This is a genomic window from Ciceribacter ferrooxidans (genome assembly GCF_004137355.1).
GTDB lineage: Bacteria > Pseudomonadota > Alphaproteobacteria > Rhizobiales > Rhizobiaceae > Allorhizobium > Allorhizobium ferrooxidans.
On sequence record NZ_SDVB01000311.1, the window covers coordinates 323,012 to 339,625 of the forward strand.

Genomic DNA, 16,614 nt, shown 5'->3' on the forward strand with positions numbered 1-16,614 from the left:
GGCAGAAGCCCATTTCCGCGCGTGCCATTACACGAAACAAACCTGGTTGTCACCCCCTGCAGCCTCATTTGTCCTTTCCGGGCGAGCTTGTCGGCGGCGACGAGAACGAATATGCATGCCACCTGCCTCTGGAGGAGTGATATCGTGAGCCTGGCCGTCGTTTTGCTTCTGTTCGTCGCCGGTTTCCTTTCGGGGGTGGTCAATGCCATCGCCGGCGGCGGTACGTTTCTGACCTTCGGAGCCATGACACTCGCCGGTCTTCCACCAATTGCCGCTAACGCGACCTCGTCAATCACTCAGTTCCCTGGCTACATCACCTCGACACTTGCGTATCTGCGCGAACTGAGAGCGATTGGAAAAGGTGCGGTCGCGCTGGCGCTCGTCTCGGCAGCAGGTTCCCTTGGCGGCGCACTCTTCCTCGTTTCGCTATCGAATCCTGCTTTCAGGGCTATGGTCCCGTGGCTGCTGATTGCAGCGACTGCGATCTTTGCCGCGGGACCCAAGCTTCGACCGAAAAACGCGGGTGAGAGCCATCCCGCGAGCCCTCTCGGTCTTGCGCTGCAAACGGCAACGTCCTTCTATGGAGGTTTCTTCGGCGCCGGCATGGGCATTATGATGCTCGCCTCGCTGGGACTTGCCAGCGGCGGCGATTATCATCGTCTAAACGCACTGAAGAACTTCCTCTCGATCGTGATCGCCGCAGTGGCAATCATCGTCTTTACGTCTGCCGGCGCAATTTCGTGGCTCCACGCCGCCATCATGGTGCCTGCTGTAGCGCTGGGCGGATATGCCGGCGTCGGTGTCGCCAGACGTGCTCCTCAGACGCTGCTGCGCTGGACCGTCGTGGTTCTGGGACTGATGCTCGCCGGCTATTACTTCTTCACCGGCTGAGATGCGGCATCGGTAGCCAGAAGGTCCGCTCGCCTTTCCTTCGTGAGGGCAAGCGCCTGTTCGTGGCGCCACTTCTCGATTGCGCCGTGATTGCCCGACGTCAGCACCGCGGGGATTTCTCGCCCCTCGAACTCCTGAGGGCGGGTATATTGCGGATGCTCCAGGAGACCGCCTTCGAAGCTCTCGTGGACCCCGGATAGCTCGTTGCCCATCACCCCCGGTAGAATGCGGACAACAGCGTCGAGAACGACAAGCGCCGCCGGCTCCCCTCCCGAGAGGATATAGTCGCCAATCGAGACTTCTTCGAGACCGCGAGCTTCGATCACGCGTTGGTCGACACCTTCAAAACGGCCGCAGACGATCACAATGCCTTCGCCCGAGGCGAGCTCCCTTACCCGTCGTTGTGTCAGCGGCCGGCCTCTCGGACTCATCAACAACCTCGGGCGGTCATCCTTCGCCACGTCGTCGATCGCTCGCGCCAGCACATCCGGCTTGAGCACCATGCCCGCACCACCGCCGGCCGGCGTGTCGTCGACCGTCCGGTGCCGGTCGATCGCGAAGTCGCGAATCTGAACGGTTTCCATCGTCCATTGGCCACGCTGCAGGGCGCGGCCAGCGAGCGAAAAACCGAGATGACCCGGGAACATTTCGGGGTAGAGGGTAAGGATCGTCGCTCGAAAGCCCATGCGCAGCCGCTCACCCTTCGACCGAGCCGTCGGAACCAGGCCCCTTTTTACGCGGCTTGCTCTCCTCCTCGAGGCCGGCCGCTACGGGATCGATTAACAGACGACCGCTCTCGAGGTCTATTTCGAGCACCGCTGTCTCCGAAAACGGGATGAGGACGGGCCGTTTGCCCGGTCCCTTGATTTCCAGTAGGTCACCCGCCCCGAAGTCGAAAACCGCAGACACGGCGCCATAATGCTTTCCGTCGCCGTCGTAAACGTCGAGTCCTTCAAGGTCAGCGTAATAGAACTCGTCATCGTCGAGTTCGCCGTCGGGAAGCGCTTCCCGCTCAATATAAAGATCGAGTCCATTCAGCGCCTCGGCGGCATTGCGGTCGTTGATGCCTCGGAATCGCACCACCACGACGTTCTTGGCCTCGCGAATCTCGAGTATCTCGAAAACGCGGCCATCCAGACTGCGGAGATTGCCGTAATCGCCTAGAGCGATCGGGTCGGCGGTATAGGCTCTGACGCGGACCTCTCCCCTTAGCCCCTGGGCAGCTCCAACAGTAGCCATCAGAACGGGATTCTTGAGGGTGGTCATGGGTACTCGCCATCCAAGATCGTCGACATGCCGCCTTTTTAGGACGAAGCATGGCGAAAAGAAACGAAAAACGGGCGGCAAGATACTGCCGCCCGTCGGACTTCAAAGGAATGGAAATTATTCCGCGGCGCTCGCTTCGGCAGCAGCGGCGGCAGCCTCGGCGGCCTTCATTTCCTTTTCCTTGATGCGCTCGAGAGCCTTCTTGCCGGGCTTTGCCTTTTCCGGGTTGTTGCGGGCATCGCGGGTGGCGAGGCCGGCTTCAGCCATGAAGCGCAGAACGCGATCGGTCGGCTGGGCGCCCTTTGCAACCCATTCCTTGATGCGTTCGACGTTCAGTTCGATGCGCTTCTCGCTGTCCTTCGGAAGCATCGGGTTCCATGCGCCGACCTTTTCGAGGAAACGGCCGTCACGGGGCGAACGGGCGTCGGCAACGACGATCTGGTAGTACGGACGCTTCTTGGAACCGCCACGGGCGAGACGAATTTTCAGTGCCATTTCTTTACTCCTTGGGCTTTTCTTTTCCGCCGACTGTTCAGGCGGTTTTTTCCGAATTGCTGCCGATGTCGGCAGCAATTGCTTCATGATGCCGGATAACTTCCCTGATGATGAAATTCAGGAACTTTTCTGCGAAATCCGGATCCAGATGGGCGTCCTGCGCCAGGCGGCGAAGACGTTCGATCTGGTATTCCTCGCGCGCCGGATCGGCCGGCGGCAAATCGTATTGAGCCTTGAGAACGCCGACCGCCTTCGTGCAACGAAAGCGTTCGGCGAGCATATGCACGAGAGCGGCGTCGATGTTGTCGATCGACTGGCGGTAGCTTGCGAGCTGTTCCTTGACGTGTGGAGCGATCATGGTGATGTCTCGTCTCACTTCTTCTTCGGCAATCCGGGAAGGCCCGGGAACCCGCCACCGAGGCCGGGGAGCTTTCCGCCCAGTCCCGGCAATCCGCCACCAAGCCCCGGTAGTGCACCCGGCTTGATCCCAGCCGCTTCCGCCTGCTTGGCCAGTGCTTCGATCTGCTTCGGATCCATGCTCGACAGATCCGGCATCCCGCCCATGCCGCCGAGCCCCATCTTGGAGGCCAAGCCGCCCATCATCTGCTTCATCATGCCGCCACCTTTCTTGCCGCCCATCATTTTCATCATGTCGGCCATCTGACGGTGCATTTTCAGGAGCTTGTTGATTTCGGCGGCATCCGTGCCGGAGCCGGCGGCGATGCGCTTCTTGCGGGAGTGCTTCAGAATATCAGGATTGGCTCGCTCGGCCTTGGTCATCGACTGGATGATGGCGATCTGGCGGCCGAACAGCTTGTCGTTCAGCCCGGCGGCGGCCATCTTGTCCTTCATGCCGGCCATGCCGGGCATAAGACCCATGATGCCGCCCATGCCGCCCATCTTCTGCATCTGGCGCAGCTGATCTGCGAGATCGTCGAGGTCGAATTTACCCTTGGCCATCTTGGCGGCCATGGCGGCTGCCTTCTCGGCGTCGATGTTCTCCGCCGCCTTCTCGACCAGCGAAACGATGTCGCCCATGCCGAGGATGCGGTCGGCGATGCGGCGCGGATGGAACTCCTCGAGCTCCGTCATCTTTTCGCCGACGCCGATCAGCTTGATCGGCTTGCCGGTGACGGCGCGCATCGAAAGCGCGGCACCGCCGCGACCATCGCCATCCATGCGGGTCAGAACGAGGCCCGTAATGCCGACGCGTTCGTCGAAATTGCGGGCGAGATTGACGGCATCCTGACCAGTCAGCGCATCAGCAACAAGAAGGATCTCGTGCGGCTTGGACCTGGCCTTGATCTCAGCCATCTCGACCATCAAGGGTTCGTCGATATGCGTGCGGCCGGCCGTGTCGAGGATGACGACGTCATGGCCGCCGAGCTTGGCGGCCTGCACGGCGCGGCTTGCGATATCGGTCGGCGATTGGCCGGCAATGATCGGCAACACGTCGATGCCGGTCTGCACCCCGAGCTGGCGCAGCTGTTCCTGGGCAGCCGGACGACGCGTGTCCAGCGAGGCCATCAGGACCTTTTTCTTCTCGCGATCGGTCAGACGCTTGGCGATCTTGCCCGTGGTCGTGGTCTTGCCGGAGCCTTGCAGGCCGACCATCATGACGACGACGGGAGCCGGCGCATTGAGATCGATCGAAACCCCCTCGGAGCCCAGCATTTCGATGAGTTCGTCGTGAACGATCTTGACGACCATCTGCCCGGGCTTGATCGACTTGAGCACCGCGGCGCCGACAGCCTTTTCGCGAACCCTATCGGTGAAGGAGCGCACGACCTCGAGCGCTACGTCCGCCTCCAGAAGCGCACGACGCACCTCGCGCAGCGCGGCGGAGACATCCGCTTCGGACAATGCGCCACGGCCGGTCAGTCCATTCAGGATGGATCCAAGGCGGTCCTGGAGGTTTTCAAACATCGGCTCTTCCTTATCGTTTCGGTTTCGTCGCGAGTTACCGAAACGTTGGTCTTTTCTCCATCGAAGACAAGACGCAAAACCAAAAAGCACCCGAGGGCGCAACGCGCTGTCGGGTGTTGACCTCCGGGATCTCTTTATACCTTGGCGGGTCCCGGTCGGCGGCTCGGAGTCTCAATCTCGTCGCAGATTTGCGGGCGATAAACAGGAAAACCGCGCCGGAGTCAAGTATTTCAGCCCCCACTTGACGAACGGCCCCCTCGAATCCGCACGCACCCCCTTTTTTTGGCCGTACCGGACAGCGACAGTTCATTCCAGCAAGGCTCCGGCCGATCATGAAGCACACTGGTAATTCCGGCGCTTTTCCGCCATATAAGCGGCGACAACCATCGAAAGTATCAGCATGACGGCAGCAACGGTCGAATTCGCGAAGATGAACGGGCTTGGCAACAAGATCCTGGTCATCGACATGCGCGGCCGTGCCGACCGGGTCTCGCCGGCAGCGGCCGTCAGCCTTGCCGGCAGTCCGGAAACCACATTCGACCAGATCATGGCGATCCACGATCCGAAGCTTTCCGGCACCGACGCGTATATCGACATTCTCAACTGCGACGGCACGCGCGCGCAGGCCTGTGGCAATGGTACGCGTTGCGTCGTACAGGCGCTTGCAGCCGAGACCGGTCGCAAAACCTTCACCTTTCAGACGATCGCTGGAATTCTCAACGCAGTCGAACACGAGGACGGCACGATCTCCGTCGATATGGGTGAGCCCGTTTTCGAGTGGAGCCGCATTCCTCTCGCAGAAGAGTTCCATGATACCAGCCGTATAGAGCTGCAGATCGGGCCCATCGACGCTCCGATACTGCATTCGCCCTCGACCGTGTCGATGGGCAATCCGCATGCAGTCTTCTGGGTCGATCGCGATCCGATGACGTTCGATCTCGACCGTTTCGGCCCGCTTCTCGAAAACCATCCGATGTTCCCTGAAAAGGCAAACATCACGTTGGCACAGGTGACGGCGCCCGACGCGATGACGACCCGTACCTGGGAACGCGGAGCGGGACTGACACTCGCTTGCGGTTCAGCCGCATGTGCGGCGGCCGTCAGCGGCGCACGCACCGGCCGGACGGGCCGCAGGGTGACTGTTACCGTCGCCTCCAGCCCGAACCGGCAGGCGCTGACGATCGAATGGCGCGAACGCGACAACCACGTCGTCATGACCGGCCCGGCCGAATGGGAATGGTCCGGCACGCTCGACCCAGCGACCGGCGTCTGGCAGCGCAGCACATCCTCCGAAAGCGGAGCATCCGCTTCGTGAGCGGCATCGACGTCATTACCTTCGGCTGCCGGCTCAACACCTACGAGTCCGAGGTGATGAAGGCTGAAGCGGCCAAGGCCGGCCTCAGCAATACGATACTCGTCAATACTTGCGCGGTCACAGGCGAGGCCGTTCGGCAAGCTCGCCAAGCGATCCGCCGTGCCCGTCGCGAAAACCCGAATGCCCGGATCGTGGTGACCGGTTGCGCCGCCCAGGCTGATGCCCGGGGCTTTGCCGCAATGCCCGAAGTCGACGCCGTCCTCGGCAACGAGGAGAAGCTCAAGGCCGAGCATTATCGGGCAGTGCCGGATTTCGGGGTCGATGTCGAGGAGAAGGTTCGCGTCAACGAAATCATGAGCATCACGGAAACGGCGCCTCAGATGGTCGCGCATATCGACGGCCACGTCCGCGGCTTTCTTCAGGTGCAGACCGGCTGTGACCACCGCTGCACTTTTTGCATCATACCTTACGGACGCGGCAATTCCCGTTCGGTTCCTATGGGGGCGGTCGTCGAACAGGCTCGCAGGCTTGTCGAGAACGGCTACGGCGAAGTCGTGCTGACCGGCGTCGACGCGACGAGCTATGGCAATGATCTTCCCGGCAGGCCGAGTCTCGGCCTGCTTGCAAAGACACTCCTTAAGCAGGTGCCGGAGATCCGGCGGCTGCGCCTCTCGTCAATCGACAGTATCGAAGTCGACGGTCACTTGTTCGATCTCATCGCCGACGAACCGCGCTTCATGCCCCACCTCCATCTCTCCCTGCAGCACGGGGATGACCTGATCCTCAAGCGGATGAAGCGTCGCCACAGCCGTGCGGACGCAGTCGATTTCGCAAGAAAAGTCCGTACGTTGAGGCCAGACATTGCATTCGGAGCGGACATGATCGCCGGCTTTCCGACCGAAACGGAGGAGATGTTCGCGAATGCCGCGAGCCTTGCCGAGGAGATGGGGATCGCACATCTCCACGTCTTCCCGTACAGTCCGCGTCCGGGCACGCCGGCGGCGCGCATGCCGCAGCTCGATCGTGCAGTGGTGAAGGAGAGAGCGGCCCGCATGCGCGAACGTGCGCTGATCCTCCATACCGCGCATCTGTCGTCAATGGTCGGAACGCGTCAGACGATCCTTGTCGAAAACAACGGCATGGGCCATACGGAAAACTTCTCGCTGGTCGACGCCTCCGGGCTTGCGCCACGCGATCTTGTGACGGTCAAAATCACTGGTCACAATGGCAAGAACCTGGAAATGCAACTGGCTGGCCGCTCGGCTGCCTGATTTCGAACGGACTGTTCATGGCGCTCGGCTTCATCAAGAAGGTTTTCACTTTCGGCAAGGACAAGCCGAGCGGCGCGGCGCCTGCGGAAGAGGCACAGGACGCTCCGGCCTCCGACGAGTCACTGCAGCAGATCGGGGAAGAGCAGACCGCCGTCGATCAGATGTCCCAGGACGCAGCGGAGAACCCGCTGCCCGAGCAAGAAGGTGTGTCCCCCCGCCCCGCCGACCATGACGAAGCACCGGAGTCGTCGTCGGATGCGGACGCAACGATCAAGTTAGAAGTGCCCGAGGCAATGCCTCCGGTCGGCGAGGAGGAACACGCGGGTCTCGCCGAACCGGCTCTTCCGAAGGGGTTTACACTGGGTACGACTGCGACGGAGCGCGTGCCGGACGAGCCTGTTCAGAAGCTCTCCTGGTTCCAGCGTCTGCGCACTGGATTGTTCCGTACGTCTTCGCAGCTGACCGGACAGATCACCGCCCTCTTCACCAAGCGCAAGCTCGACGAAGACACTCTTCAGGACCTCGAGGACCTGCTCATCCAGGCCGACCTCGGTGTCGAGACGGCGATGTGCATCGCCGACACGCTGTCTTCCGAGCGCTACGGCAAGGATGTCACCGGCGAAGACGTCGCCCGCATCATGGCAAGCGAGATTACCAAGGTTCTGAAGCCCGTTGCACGACCGCTCGAGCTGGACCTCAGTCACAAGCCCCACGTCATCCTGGTCGTCGGCGTCAACGGCACCGGCAAGACCACAACGATCGGCAAGTTGGCGGCGAAGCTCTCAGGCTCCGGCCTCAAGGTCATGCTGGCGGCCGGTGACACTTTCCGCGCCGCCGCAATCGAGCAACTCAAGATCTGGGCGGACCGAACGGGATCGACCTTCATCGGCACCAAGCTTGGCGCCGACGCCGCCGGGCTGGCCTACGAAGCGTTCGAGAAGGCCAAGGCGGAGAAGTCCGACGTCCTCATCATCGATACCGCCGGTCGTCTGCAGAACAAGACGGAACTGATGGCGGAGCTTGAGAAGATTGTCCGAGTGCTCGGCAAGCTCGACCCAAACGCGCCGCATACCGTACTCCAAACACTGGATGCGACCACCGGTCAGAACGCGATGGCGCAGGTCGAGATTTTCCGCAACATTGCCGGCGTCAACGGGCTCGTGATGACAAAGCTGGACGGAACCGCGCGCGGCGGTATCCTCGTCGCGATCGCGGCCAAGCACAGGCTCCCGGTGTATTTCATCGGTGTCGGCGAGGGTATCGACGACCTCGAACCATTCGAGGCGGACGATTTCGCCAATGCGATTGCAGGTCTCGGAAGCTGACGCAAGAGGCGGGAAGACGACCGGGCATCGCTCAAGCGAGAAAGAATGACAGGCAAAGACAATGACATCCAGCCATAGTGACACAGAACCGACTGCCGCGGAGAAGCACCACCCGCTCCTCAAGCTAGCGCTCGAACTGGGCCCGTTGCTCATCTTCTTCTTTGGTAATCTTCGCGGCGAATGGCTTGCGAAGACGTTCCCGGTGCTCGCCACTGTGGGGGGGCCGCTCTTCATCGCAACCGCGTTGTTCATGGCCGCGACAGTCGCATCTCTGATCGTTTCGAAGATCGCCTTTCGTCATCTGCCAGTCATGCCGTTCGTGTCGGGTATCGTCGTAATGGTCTTCGGATCGCTCTCCATTTGGCTGCAGGACGAGACCTTCATCAAGATGAAGCCGACGATCGTGAACACTCTTTTCGGCGCGGCCCTGCTCGGCGGGCTTTTCTTCGGCAAGTCACTGCTCGGCTATGTCTTCAACGCGGCCTTCCAGCTCGATGTCATCGGTTGGCGGAAGCTGACACTGCGCTGGGGTATATTCTTTCTGTTCCTTGCCGTCCTGAACGAGGCGGTGTGGCGCAACTTCTCTGACGAGGTGTGGGTCAATTTCAAGGTCTGGGGCACGATGCCGATGACGATCCTCTTCACGCTCGCGCAAATGCCGCTGATCATGCGTCACTCACTCGAGGAACAGACGGAGGGGACGAAGTGACGATCACCGCGCTCGATCCGCAGGATCGTTACAAAGCGACCCGCCTCTGGCTATTCGCCGTCGGCCTGACCGTCCTTGCGCAGATCGGCATCCTTCACCTGATGGGCAGGATACCTATCTGCGAATGCGGCTATATCAAGTTCTTCGAGCCCGGTGTGAACACTGCAGGAAACTCACAGCATCTCGCAGACTGGTACACGCCGTCGCACATCATTCACGGCTTCCTGTTCTATCTTCTCGCTTTCGTCCTCTTCAGACGACGGCCGTTGTCCATGCGACTTGCGTTTGCGACCCTTATCGAGGCCGCATGGGAGCTGGTGGAGAATTCCCCGCTCGTCATCGACCGATATCGCACGGCGACCATGGCGATCGGCTATCAGGGTGACAGCATCCTGAACTCCACCATGGACACCCTGTTCATGGTCGTCGGCTTCCTTTTCGCCGCACGCGCTCCCGTGTGGCTGACCGTCTCGATCGCTGTATTCTTGGAGATCTACGTGGGATGGCTGATCCGTGACAACTTGACGCTGAACGTGCTGATGCTTCTCTGGCCCATCGAGGCCATCAGGGTATGGCAAGCCGGCCTCTGATTCAGCCTTTTGCCAGCGCCTTCTCGATCGCAGGGTATAGCCCCTTCTCGAGCGACAGCGCATCGAAGGGACCCACACGCTTATAGATAATCGTCCCATCGGCGTCGACGAGGTAGGACTCCGGAATGCCGTAGACACCCCAATCGATCGCCGCCTTGCCGTTGGGATCGACGCCGATGGCGCTATAGGGATTTCCAAGCTCGCCGAGGAACTTCAGCGCATTCTCGCCCGTGTCCTTGTAGTTGATCGCAACGACGGTAAGTCGTGGATCCTTTGCGAGCTCCTTCAGGATCGGATGCTCTTGCCGGCAAGGAACGCACCAGGACGCAAAGACATTGACCAGTGTCAGCTTGCCGGCGATGACCTGGGACGTCAGCGCAGGAACGCGAGCCCCGTCGAGCATGGGCAACTGAAGCTCAGGCGCCTTGGTTCCGATCAGAGCGGAAGGAATTTCCGTCGTACTCTTGCCGTTGAAATCCTGATCGTAGAGCATTTTGCCAGCAGTGCCGGCAATGACCAGAAAGACGGCCAGCGGCACCACTGCCAAAGCGTAGCGGCCGATGCCTCTCCTGCCCTTTTCCGGGGATTCACGCAGTCCTTCACTCATGCTTGCCGATCACCAGTTGTCGCCGCCGAACGGCGGCGCACACCCGCCGCTTCCAGCTCGTTCAGTTCACGCTGCCGTGCGTGGCCATCCAGCCAGACCCAGCCGATCAAAGCCAGAATGACCAGAGCGGTCACGCCGTACGACACGTAGATATAAAAGTCGTGGCTCATTGCGAGGTCTCCCGCCCTGCCATACGTGCGGCGAGTCGTCGCTGGACGGCGATCCGGCGACGCCAAATCTCGTTGCGCATGGCGGCGATGTGCAGCGTGAAGAAGAGAAGGGTGAAGGCGATCGCCATCACCAGCAGCGGTCGGAGGAATTCCGCGTCGATCGTCGGACCGCCCATGCGTACCACGCTTGCCGGCTGGTGCAGCGTATTCCACCACTCAACCGAGAACTTGATGATAGGGATGTTCACGAAGCCCACCAAGATAAGCACGGCGCTGAGCCGCGCAGCCTTGGAAGGGTCATCCACGGCACGGTTGAGCGCGATCAGCCCAAGATACATGAGGAACAGCACGAACACCGAGGTGAGCCGGGCATCCCAGACCCACCACGTGCCCCACATCGGCTTTCCCCACAGGGAGCCGGAAACGAGAGCGATGAACGTGAAGGCTGCGCCAAGCGGCGCCGCAGACTTGTGGGACACGTCGGCCAGCGGGTGGCGCCAGACGAGCGTTCCGATCGCCGACACAGCCATGACGGTGTAGCACATCATGGAAAGCCAGGCAGCCGGCACATGCACATACATGATGCGCACCGTCATGCCCTGCTGATAGTCACCCTCGGTCGTGAAGCTCAGATAGAGGCCGATCGCGAAGAACAGCGCGGTCAAGATCGCGAGCCAGGGGATCACGCGCCTGGCAAGTGCGAGAAAACGGGTGGGGTTTGCAAGGTCGGTGATCTTGGAGATGGTAAGGCTCGCTTGGTTCATAGAACACTTCTAACCTGACTGCCGTTCTGCTGCAATTGATACCAATCAATCCGACGCATTGCGCAAGGCGACGGCAGCGGCCACAGGGCCAATCACGGCGAAGAAGAGCACGATGGCGATCAGAAACAGAAAGGGCGGCATAAATGGGGCGGGATCTTCGACGGCAGCGTAAGATGCACTGACACCGAAGATCAGAACGGGAATGGCGAGCGGCAGCACGAGGATGGACACGAGCAGGCCACCGCGCGGAAGCGCCACGGCCACGGCCGCACCTGCCGCACCGATGAACGTGATCGCGGGCGAACCGACGAGGAGAGTCAGCATCACGGCCCCGATCGCGGCCTCGTTCATGTTCATGAAAAGGCCAAGCAAAGGCGAGGCGATGACGAGCGGCAGGCTCGTCGCAGTCCAGTGTGCCAGACACTTGACGAAGACCGTCACGACCAGCGGAGACTCCTGCATCAGCATCAGATCCAGCGAACCGTCGTCCCGCTCGGCCTGGAAAAGGCGGTCAAGTCCGAGCAGCGCGGACAAAAGAGCTCCGATCCAGACGATGGCCGGTCCGATGCGGGAAAGCAGGTTCAAATCAGGTCCGACACCGAACGGGATGACGGCGACGACCGTCATGAAGAACAAGACGCCGATCAGTGCGCCACCGCCGGCTCTGACGGAAAGCTTGAGGTCACGTAGGAAGAGCGCCATCATTGCCAAACACCTCCGGGGGCGCCGGAGAACCCCGTCATCTTCAATTCGCGGGCGGCGTTGAGGCCAAGTGGCTGGTGTGTCGCGGCGATCGCAATCCCGCCGGCTGCGAGATGATCGTGCACCAGACCGGCAAACATACGGTCGGCGCTGGCGTCCAGGGCCGCGGTCGGCTCGTCGAGAATCCAGACCGGACGGTAGGCTACCAGCAGCTTAGCCATCGCGAAGCGCCGTTGCTGGCCGGCCGACAGGTAGCCGAAGGGAAGATGCGTGATGCCCTCAAGGCCCACCGCATGGGCGGCATTCTCTACGGACGCACCATTGCCGCCGCCAAAGTCGCCAAGGAAGTGCTTCCAGAAGACGAGGTTCTCCGCCACCGTAAGCTCATGCTTCATCGCATTGCGGTGGCCGAGATAATGACTTGCCTCGCGAGCAGGGCGGCTTTCGTGATCTCCCGCGACGACAAAATCGACGCGACCTCGCTCCGGTCTCAGCAAGCCTGCCAACACCCGAAGGAGCGTCGATTTTCCCGACCCGTTCCTCCCCGTCAGAATCATGGCTTCGCCCGCGTTGAGCGCGAAAGAAATGTCCTCGAAGATAAAGTCCTCGCCGCGCTTCGCGGAGAGATTTTCGGCGCTCAGCCGCATGTTTCAGCCTTCCAGCGGAGGCCCTTCGGGGCCTGCAAAAATTTGTAGAAATTCGCCATTCGTTGGTCTGGTGCCCTTCTTAGAAATTATCTATAAGACCTGCAACCACGCCAGCGGTCGGCGTGAATATCATCCTTGTGCCGAACTTGGGTTGCGTTTGCGACTTTCACGTGCGGACAGCGGAAATGGCCGTACCCGCATCCTGATGTGCATGAAGTGCATAGGCGTCCGCACGAATGTGTTGGCTATCAGAATAAGCGGGGTTCATGTCCGTGTCCAAATCACTCGACAGTTTCAATTGCCGATCCACGATTACCGTGAATGGCAAAGATTACGTCTATTACAGCCTTCCCAAGGCGGAAGCGAACGGCCTCGCAGGCGTCTCGAAGCTCCCTTACTCGATGAAGGTGCTTCTTGAGAACCTGCTGCGCAACGAAGACGGCCGTTCGGTCACCAAGGCCGACATCGAAAGCGTTGCCGCGTGGCTCAGCAACAAGGGCCTCACCGAGGCCGAGATTGCTTACCGCCCGGCCCGCGTGCTGATGCAGGACTTCACCGGCGTTCCGGCGGTCGTCGACCTCGCCGCCATGCGCGACGGTATCAAGGCGCTCGGCGGTGATCCTGAAAAGATCAATCCGCTCGTTCCTGTGGATCTCGTTATCGACCATTCGGTCATCGTCGATGAATTCGGCACGCCGCAGGCCTTCGCGAAAAACGTCGAGCTCGAATACCAGCGCAACGGGGAGCGCTACCGCTTCCTGAAGTGGGGCCAGCAGGCCTTCAAGAATTTCCGCGTCGTTCCTCCGGGCACCGGCATCTGTCACCAGGTGAATTTCGAATACCTCGGCCAGACGGTATGGACGAAGGACGAGGACGGCGAGACGATCGCCTATCCGGATACCTGCGTCGGCACGGACAGCCACACCACGATGATCAACGGCCTCGGCGTGCTGGGCTGGGGCGTGGGCGGCATCGAAGCCGAAGCCGCCATGCTCGGCCAACCAGTGTCCATGCTTCTGCCCGAGGTCATCGGCTTCAAGCTGACCGGCACCCTGAAGGAAGGCGTCACCGCCACCGATCTCGTGCTGACAGTCGTGCAAATGCTGCGCAAGAAGGGCGTCGTTTCGAAGTTCGTGGAGTTCTTCGGTCCCGGCCTCGACACGCTGCCGGTCGCCGATCGCGCCACGATCGGCAACATGGGTCCGGAATACGGTGCGACCTGCGGCTTCTTCCCGGTCGACTCGGCAACGCTCGGCTACCTCGACATGTCCGGCCGCAGCAAGGATCGTATCGCCCTCGTCGAGGCCTATTCGAAGGCACAGGGCATGTGGCGCGAAGGTGACGGTTCCGACCTCGTCTTCACCGACACGCTCCAACTCGACCTCGGCGACGTCGTGCCGTCCATGGCCGGCCCGAAGCGTCCGGAAGGCCGCTTGCCGCTCGAAACCATCGCCCCGAACTTCGCGACCGCTCTTGAGAGCGACTACAAGAAGCCGGGTCAGATCGACGCCCGCTACCCGGTTGAAGGCGAAAGCTTCGATCTCGGACATGGTGATGTCTGCATCGCCGCCATCACGTCGTGCACCAACACCTCGAATCCGAGTGTGCTGATCGCTGCCGGCCTTCTCGCCCGCAACGCCGTTGCGAAGGGCCTCAAGTCCAAGCCGTGGGTCAAGACTTCGCTCGCACCGGGATCGCAGGTCGTCGGTGAATATCTCGCCAAGTCCGGCCTGCAGGCTGATCTCGACAAGCTCGGCTTCAATCTCGTCGGCTACGGCTGCACGACCTGCATCGGCAATTCCGGCCCGCTGCCGGGGCCGATCTCGAAGACGATCAATGACAAGGGCCTGATCACTGCAGGTGTACTCTCGGGCAACCGCAACTTCGAGGGCCGCATCTCGCCGGACGTCCAGGCCAACTATCTCGCCTCCCCGCCGCTCGTCGTCGCTTACGCGCTCGCCGGCACGGTGCAGAAGGACCTGACCAAGGAGCCGCTCGGCGAAGACCAGAACGGCAACCCGGTCTACCTCAAGGATGTCTGGCCGACCTCGCACGAGATCCAGGAATTCATCGCCAAGTACGTTACCCGCGAGCTGTTCGAATCGAAGTATGCCGACGTATTCAAGGGCGACGAGAACTGGCAGGCGGTGCAGGTTCCGGCCGGCCAGACCTATGCCTGGGACGATCAGTCGACCTATGTGCAGAACCCGCCCTACTTCGTCGGCATGGGTAAGACCGGCTCCGGCGTGTCCAATATCGTGGGAGCCCGCGTGCTCGGCCTCTTCGGCGACAAGATCACAACCGACCACATTTCTCCGGCTGGTTCGATCAAGGCCGCCTCGCCGGCCGGCGCCTATCTCATGGAACATGGCGTTGGGGTTGCCGACTTCAACCAGTACGGCACGCGTCGCGGCAACCACGAGGTGATGATGCGGGGCACCTTCGCCAATATCCGCATCCGTAACCACATGCTCGGCCCGAACGGCAAGGAAGGTGGTTACACCATCCACTATCCGTCGAAGGAAGAGATGTCGATTTACGACGCTGCCATGAAGTACAAGTCCGAGGGTATCCCGCTGGTCATCTTCGCCGGCGTCGAATACGGCAACGGCTCCTCCCGCGACTGGGCGGCCAAGGGCACCAACCTGCTCGGCGTTCGCGCAGTCATCGCCCAGTCGTTCGAACGCATCCACCGTTCGAACCTGGTCGGCATGGGCGTCGTTCCGTTCGTCTTCGAGGACGGTACCACCTGGCAGAGCCTCAATCTGAAGGGCGATGAGCTGGTAACCATCGAGGGCCTCGACGGGGAGATCAGGCCGCGCGAGAAGAAGATCGCCAAGATCACCTACTCAGACGGAACCGTGAAGGACATCCCGCTGATCTGCCGCATCGATACGCTGGACGAGGTCACCTATGTGAACAATGGCGGCATCCTGCAGACAGTCCTGCGCGATTTGGCCGCCTGACTTCCGCTCGCATGAGAATACGAGCCGCCGGGACAGGCTCCCGGCGGCTTTTTCTTGAATCGACAATCACAAACGATCGCCTCACCCCATCGTGACTTCTCGTTGAAAGGCCGAGCGAGTATTGCTGACTTATGACTATTTATCGGATGTCGGCCTCGTGGCACTGAACGGGACCGATACACCTACGAGTAAACGGGTTCGATGGATGACCTCGATTGTGTTCGCCCGCTACGCCCTGGTCTGCATGACCGTTATCTGCACGCCCGCCAAAGCGCAGGACGGCGTGACGCCACGGGGGGTCGTCGAGCTTTTCACTTCTCAGGGCTGCAGTTCCTGCCCTCCGGCTGACGAGGCGTTCGAAAAGCTCGTGAGGAAGGGCGACCTCGTGGCGCTCGCCTACCACGTCGACTACTGGAACTATATTGGTTGGAACGACACGCTGGCCACGCCAGAGAATACCGGTCGCCAATACGCTTATGCCCGAAGCCTCGGTCGCAGCGGCGTTTACACTCCGCAAGTCGTGCTCAACGGTCGCGACCATCTGAAGGGCACCGATGCGGACGAGGTCATGCGCAAACTGAACCAGATGGGGAAGCAAGGTCTCGGTCTTTCGGTACCGGTAAGCGCGGCGCGCAAAAGCGAGGAGTTGGCGATCACGGTCGGAAAGGGAGAAGGCAAGGCGGATGTCGTCATTGTCTATTTCCGCCGGAAGGAAATTGTCGACGTCCTGAAAGGCGAGAATGTCGGCAAGAAAGTCGCTTACTGGAACAGCGTCACCGACGTCCAGACGGTCGGAATGTGGGAGGGAAGTGAACTTCACCTCGTGTTACCGGCCAAAGTCATGGCAAAGGACGGGAACGACGGTTGCGCCGTCCTGCTTCAGACTTCCGGTACAGAAGGAGAGCCGTCGGCCATTCTCGGCGCGACGATGATCATCGGCAATGATGGCACCTAGCCCCTGAGGGGGTGG

18 protein-coding genes are annotated in these 16,614 nt (G+C 61.0%); 8 read left to right on the forward strand and 10 right to left on the reverse strand.

All coding sequences use genetic code 11. From position 1 onward, the window contains the following. The first annotated feature begins 111 nt into the window (after positions 1 to 111). The gene (locus EUU22_RS21650) at positions 112 to 891 is read left to right on the forward strand and encodes a sulfite exporter TauE/SafE family protein (RefSeq protein ID WP_439329175.1); all 780 of its coding nucleotides are present in this window, start codon (positions 112 to 114) and stop codon (positions 889 to 891) included. Here the strand turns inward: EUU22_RS21650 and trmD are convergent. Genes trmD through ffh form a run of 5 tightly spaced genes read right to left on the reverse strand, consistent with a single transcriptional unit; the run spans position 873 to position 4,578 of the window. Beyond that, positions 873 to 1,577: a tRNA (guanosine(37)-N1)-methyltransferase TrmD gene (trmD, locus tag EUU22_RS21655; protein ID WP_129334038.1), complete on the reverse strand. Its 705-nt coding sequence runs from the start codon at positions 1,575 to 1,577 to the stop codon at positions 873 to 875. The genes EUU22_RS21650 and trmD overlap by 19 nt on opposite strands. 10 nt (positions 1,578 to 1,587) lie before the next feature. After that, a complete protein-coding gene (gene rimM / locus EUU22_RS21660) occupies positions 1,588 to 2,238 on the reverse strand; it encodes a ribosome maturation factor RimM (RefSeq protein WP_129334039.1) in 651 nt (216 codons plus the stop codon). 36 nt (positions 2,239 to 2,274) lie between these two features. Beyond that, a complete protein-coding gene (rpsP, locus tag EUU22_RS21665; RefSeq protein ID WP_129334040.1) occupies positions 2,275 to 2,652 on the reverse strand; it encodes a 30S ribosomal protein S16 in 378 nt (125 codons plus the stop codon). Positions 2,653 to 2,689: 37 nt separating this feature from the next. Then, positions 2,690 to 3,010 (reverse strand): chorismate mutase, encoded by a 321-nt coding sequence (locus EUU22_RS21670; RefSeq protein WP_112690617.1) that lies wholly within the window; start codon positions 3,008 to 3,010, stop codon positions 2,690 to 2,692. 14 nt (positions 3,011 to 3,024) lie between these two features. Further along, entirely contained in the window at positions 3,025 to 4,578 is a 1,554-nt protein-coding gene (gene ffh / locus EUU22_RS21675; RefSeq protein WP_129334041.1) for a signal recognition particle protein, read from the reverse strand. Between the two features lie 400 nt (positions 4,579 to 4,978). On the opposite strand from ffh, the gene dapF reads away from it, so the two are divergent. The 5 genes from dapF to EUU22_RS21705 all read left to right on the forward strand — a co-directional run bounded on the left by dapF (position 4,979) and on the right by EUU22_RS21705 (position 9,788). Then, positions 4,979 to 5,893: a diaminopimelate epimerase gene (gene dapF / locus EUU22_RS21685; protein ID WP_129334043.1), complete on the forward strand. Its 915-nt coding sequence runs from the start codon at positions 4,979 to 4,981 to the stop codon at positions 5,891 to 5,893. Further along, the gene (gene mtaB, locus EUU22_RS21690; protein ID WP_129334044.1) at positions 5,890 to 7,164 is read left to right on the forward strand and encodes a tRNA (N(6)-L-threonylcarbamoyladenosine(37)-C(2))-methylthiotransferase MtaB; all 1,275 of its coding nucleotides are present in this window, start codon (positions 5,890 to 5,892) and stop codon (positions 7,162 to 7,164) included. The genes dapF and mtaB overlap by 4 nt, the downstream gene beginning before the upstream one ends. A gap of 17 nt (positions 7,165 to 7,181) precedes the next feature. Further along, the gene (ftsY, locus tag EUU22_RS21695) at positions 7,182 to 8,489 is read left to right on the forward strand and encodes a signal recognition particle-docking protein FtsY (RefSeq protein ID WP_129334045.1); all 1,308 of its coding nucleotides are present in this window, start codon (positions 7,182 to 7,184) and stop codon (positions 8,487 to 8,489) included. A 61-nt stretch (positions 8,490 to 8,550) separates the two neighbouring features. Continuing rightward, entirely contained in the window at positions 8,551 to 9,198 is a 648-nt protein-coding gene (locus EUU22_RS21700; RefSeq protein ID WP_129334046.1) for a septation protein A, read from the forward strand. After that, positions 9,195 to 9,788 (forward strand): DUF2585 domain-containing protein, encoded by a 594-nt coding sequence (locus EUU22_RS21705; protein ID WP_129334047.1) that lies wholly within the window; start codon positions 9,195 to 9,197, stop codon positions 9,786 to 9,788. The genes EUU22_RS21700 and EUU22_RS21705 overlap by 4 nt, the downstream gene beginning before the upstream one ends. A 1-nt stretch (position 9,789) precedes the next feature. Here EUU22_RS21705 and EUU22_RS21710 read toward each other — a convergent pair whose 3' ends face one another. The 5 genes from EUU22_RS21710 to ccmA are packed head-to-tail and all read right to left on the reverse strand — an operon-like array spanning position 9,790 to position 12,678. Then, positions 9,790 to 10,395, reverse strand: a complete 606-nt coding sequence (locus EUU22_RS21710) for a DsbE family thiol:disulfide interchange protein (RefSeq protein ID WP_129334048.1) — start codon at positions 10,393 to 10,395, stop codon at positions 9,790 to 9,792. Then, the gene (gene ccmD / locus EUU22_RS21715) at positions 10,392 to 10,565 is read right to left on the reverse strand and encodes a heme exporter protein CcmD (RefSeq protein WP_129334049.1); all 174 of its coding nucleotides are present in this window, start codon (positions 10,563 to 10,565) and stop codon (positions 10,392 to 10,394) included. The genes EUU22_RS21710 and ccmD overlap by 4 nt, the downstream gene beginning before the upstream one ends. Continuing rightward, entirely contained in the window at positions 10,562 to 11,329 is a 768-nt protein-coding gene (locus EUU22_RS21720) for a heme ABC transporter permease (protein WP_129334050.1), read from the reverse strand. Before EUU22_RS21720 ends, ccmD begins: the two co-directional genes overlap by 4 nt. A 45-nt stretch (positions 11,330 to 11,374) precedes the next feature. Then, entirely contained in the window at positions 11,375 to 12,034 is a 660-nt protein-coding gene (ccmB, locus tag EUU22_RS21725; RefSeq protein WP_129334051.1) for a heme exporter protein CcmB, read from the reverse strand. After that, positions 12,031 to 12,678, reverse strand: a complete 648-nt coding sequence (gene ccmA, locus EUU22_RS21730) for a heme ABC exporter ATP-binding protein CcmA (RefSeq protein ID WP_129334052.1) — start codon at positions 12,676 to 12,678, stop codon at positions 12,031 to 12,033. The genes ccmB and ccmA overlap by 4 nt, the downstream gene beginning before the upstream one ends. A 272-nt stretch (positions 12,679 to 12,950) precedes the next feature. Here ccmA and acnA point away from each other — a divergent pair, with 272 nt between their 5' ends. Together acnA and EUU22_RS21740 are read left to right on the forward strand one after the other, a co-directional pair. Further along, the gene (acnA, locus tag EUU22_RS21735) at positions 12,951 to 15,644 is read left to right on the forward strand and encodes an aconitate hydratase AcnA (protein WP_129334153.1); all 2,694 of its coding nucleotides are present in this window, start codon (positions 12,951 to 12,953) and stop codon (positions 15,642 to 15,644) included. Positions 15,645 to 15,849: 205 nt separating this feature from the next. Further along, complete coding sequence (locus EUU22_RS21740) at positions 15,850 to 16,599, forward strand: DUF1223 domain-containing protein (protein ID WP_129334154.1); 750 nt, start codon at positions 15,850 to 15,852, stop codon at positions 16,597 to 16,599. The last annotated feature ends 15 nt before the right edge of the window (positions 16,600 to 16,614 follow it).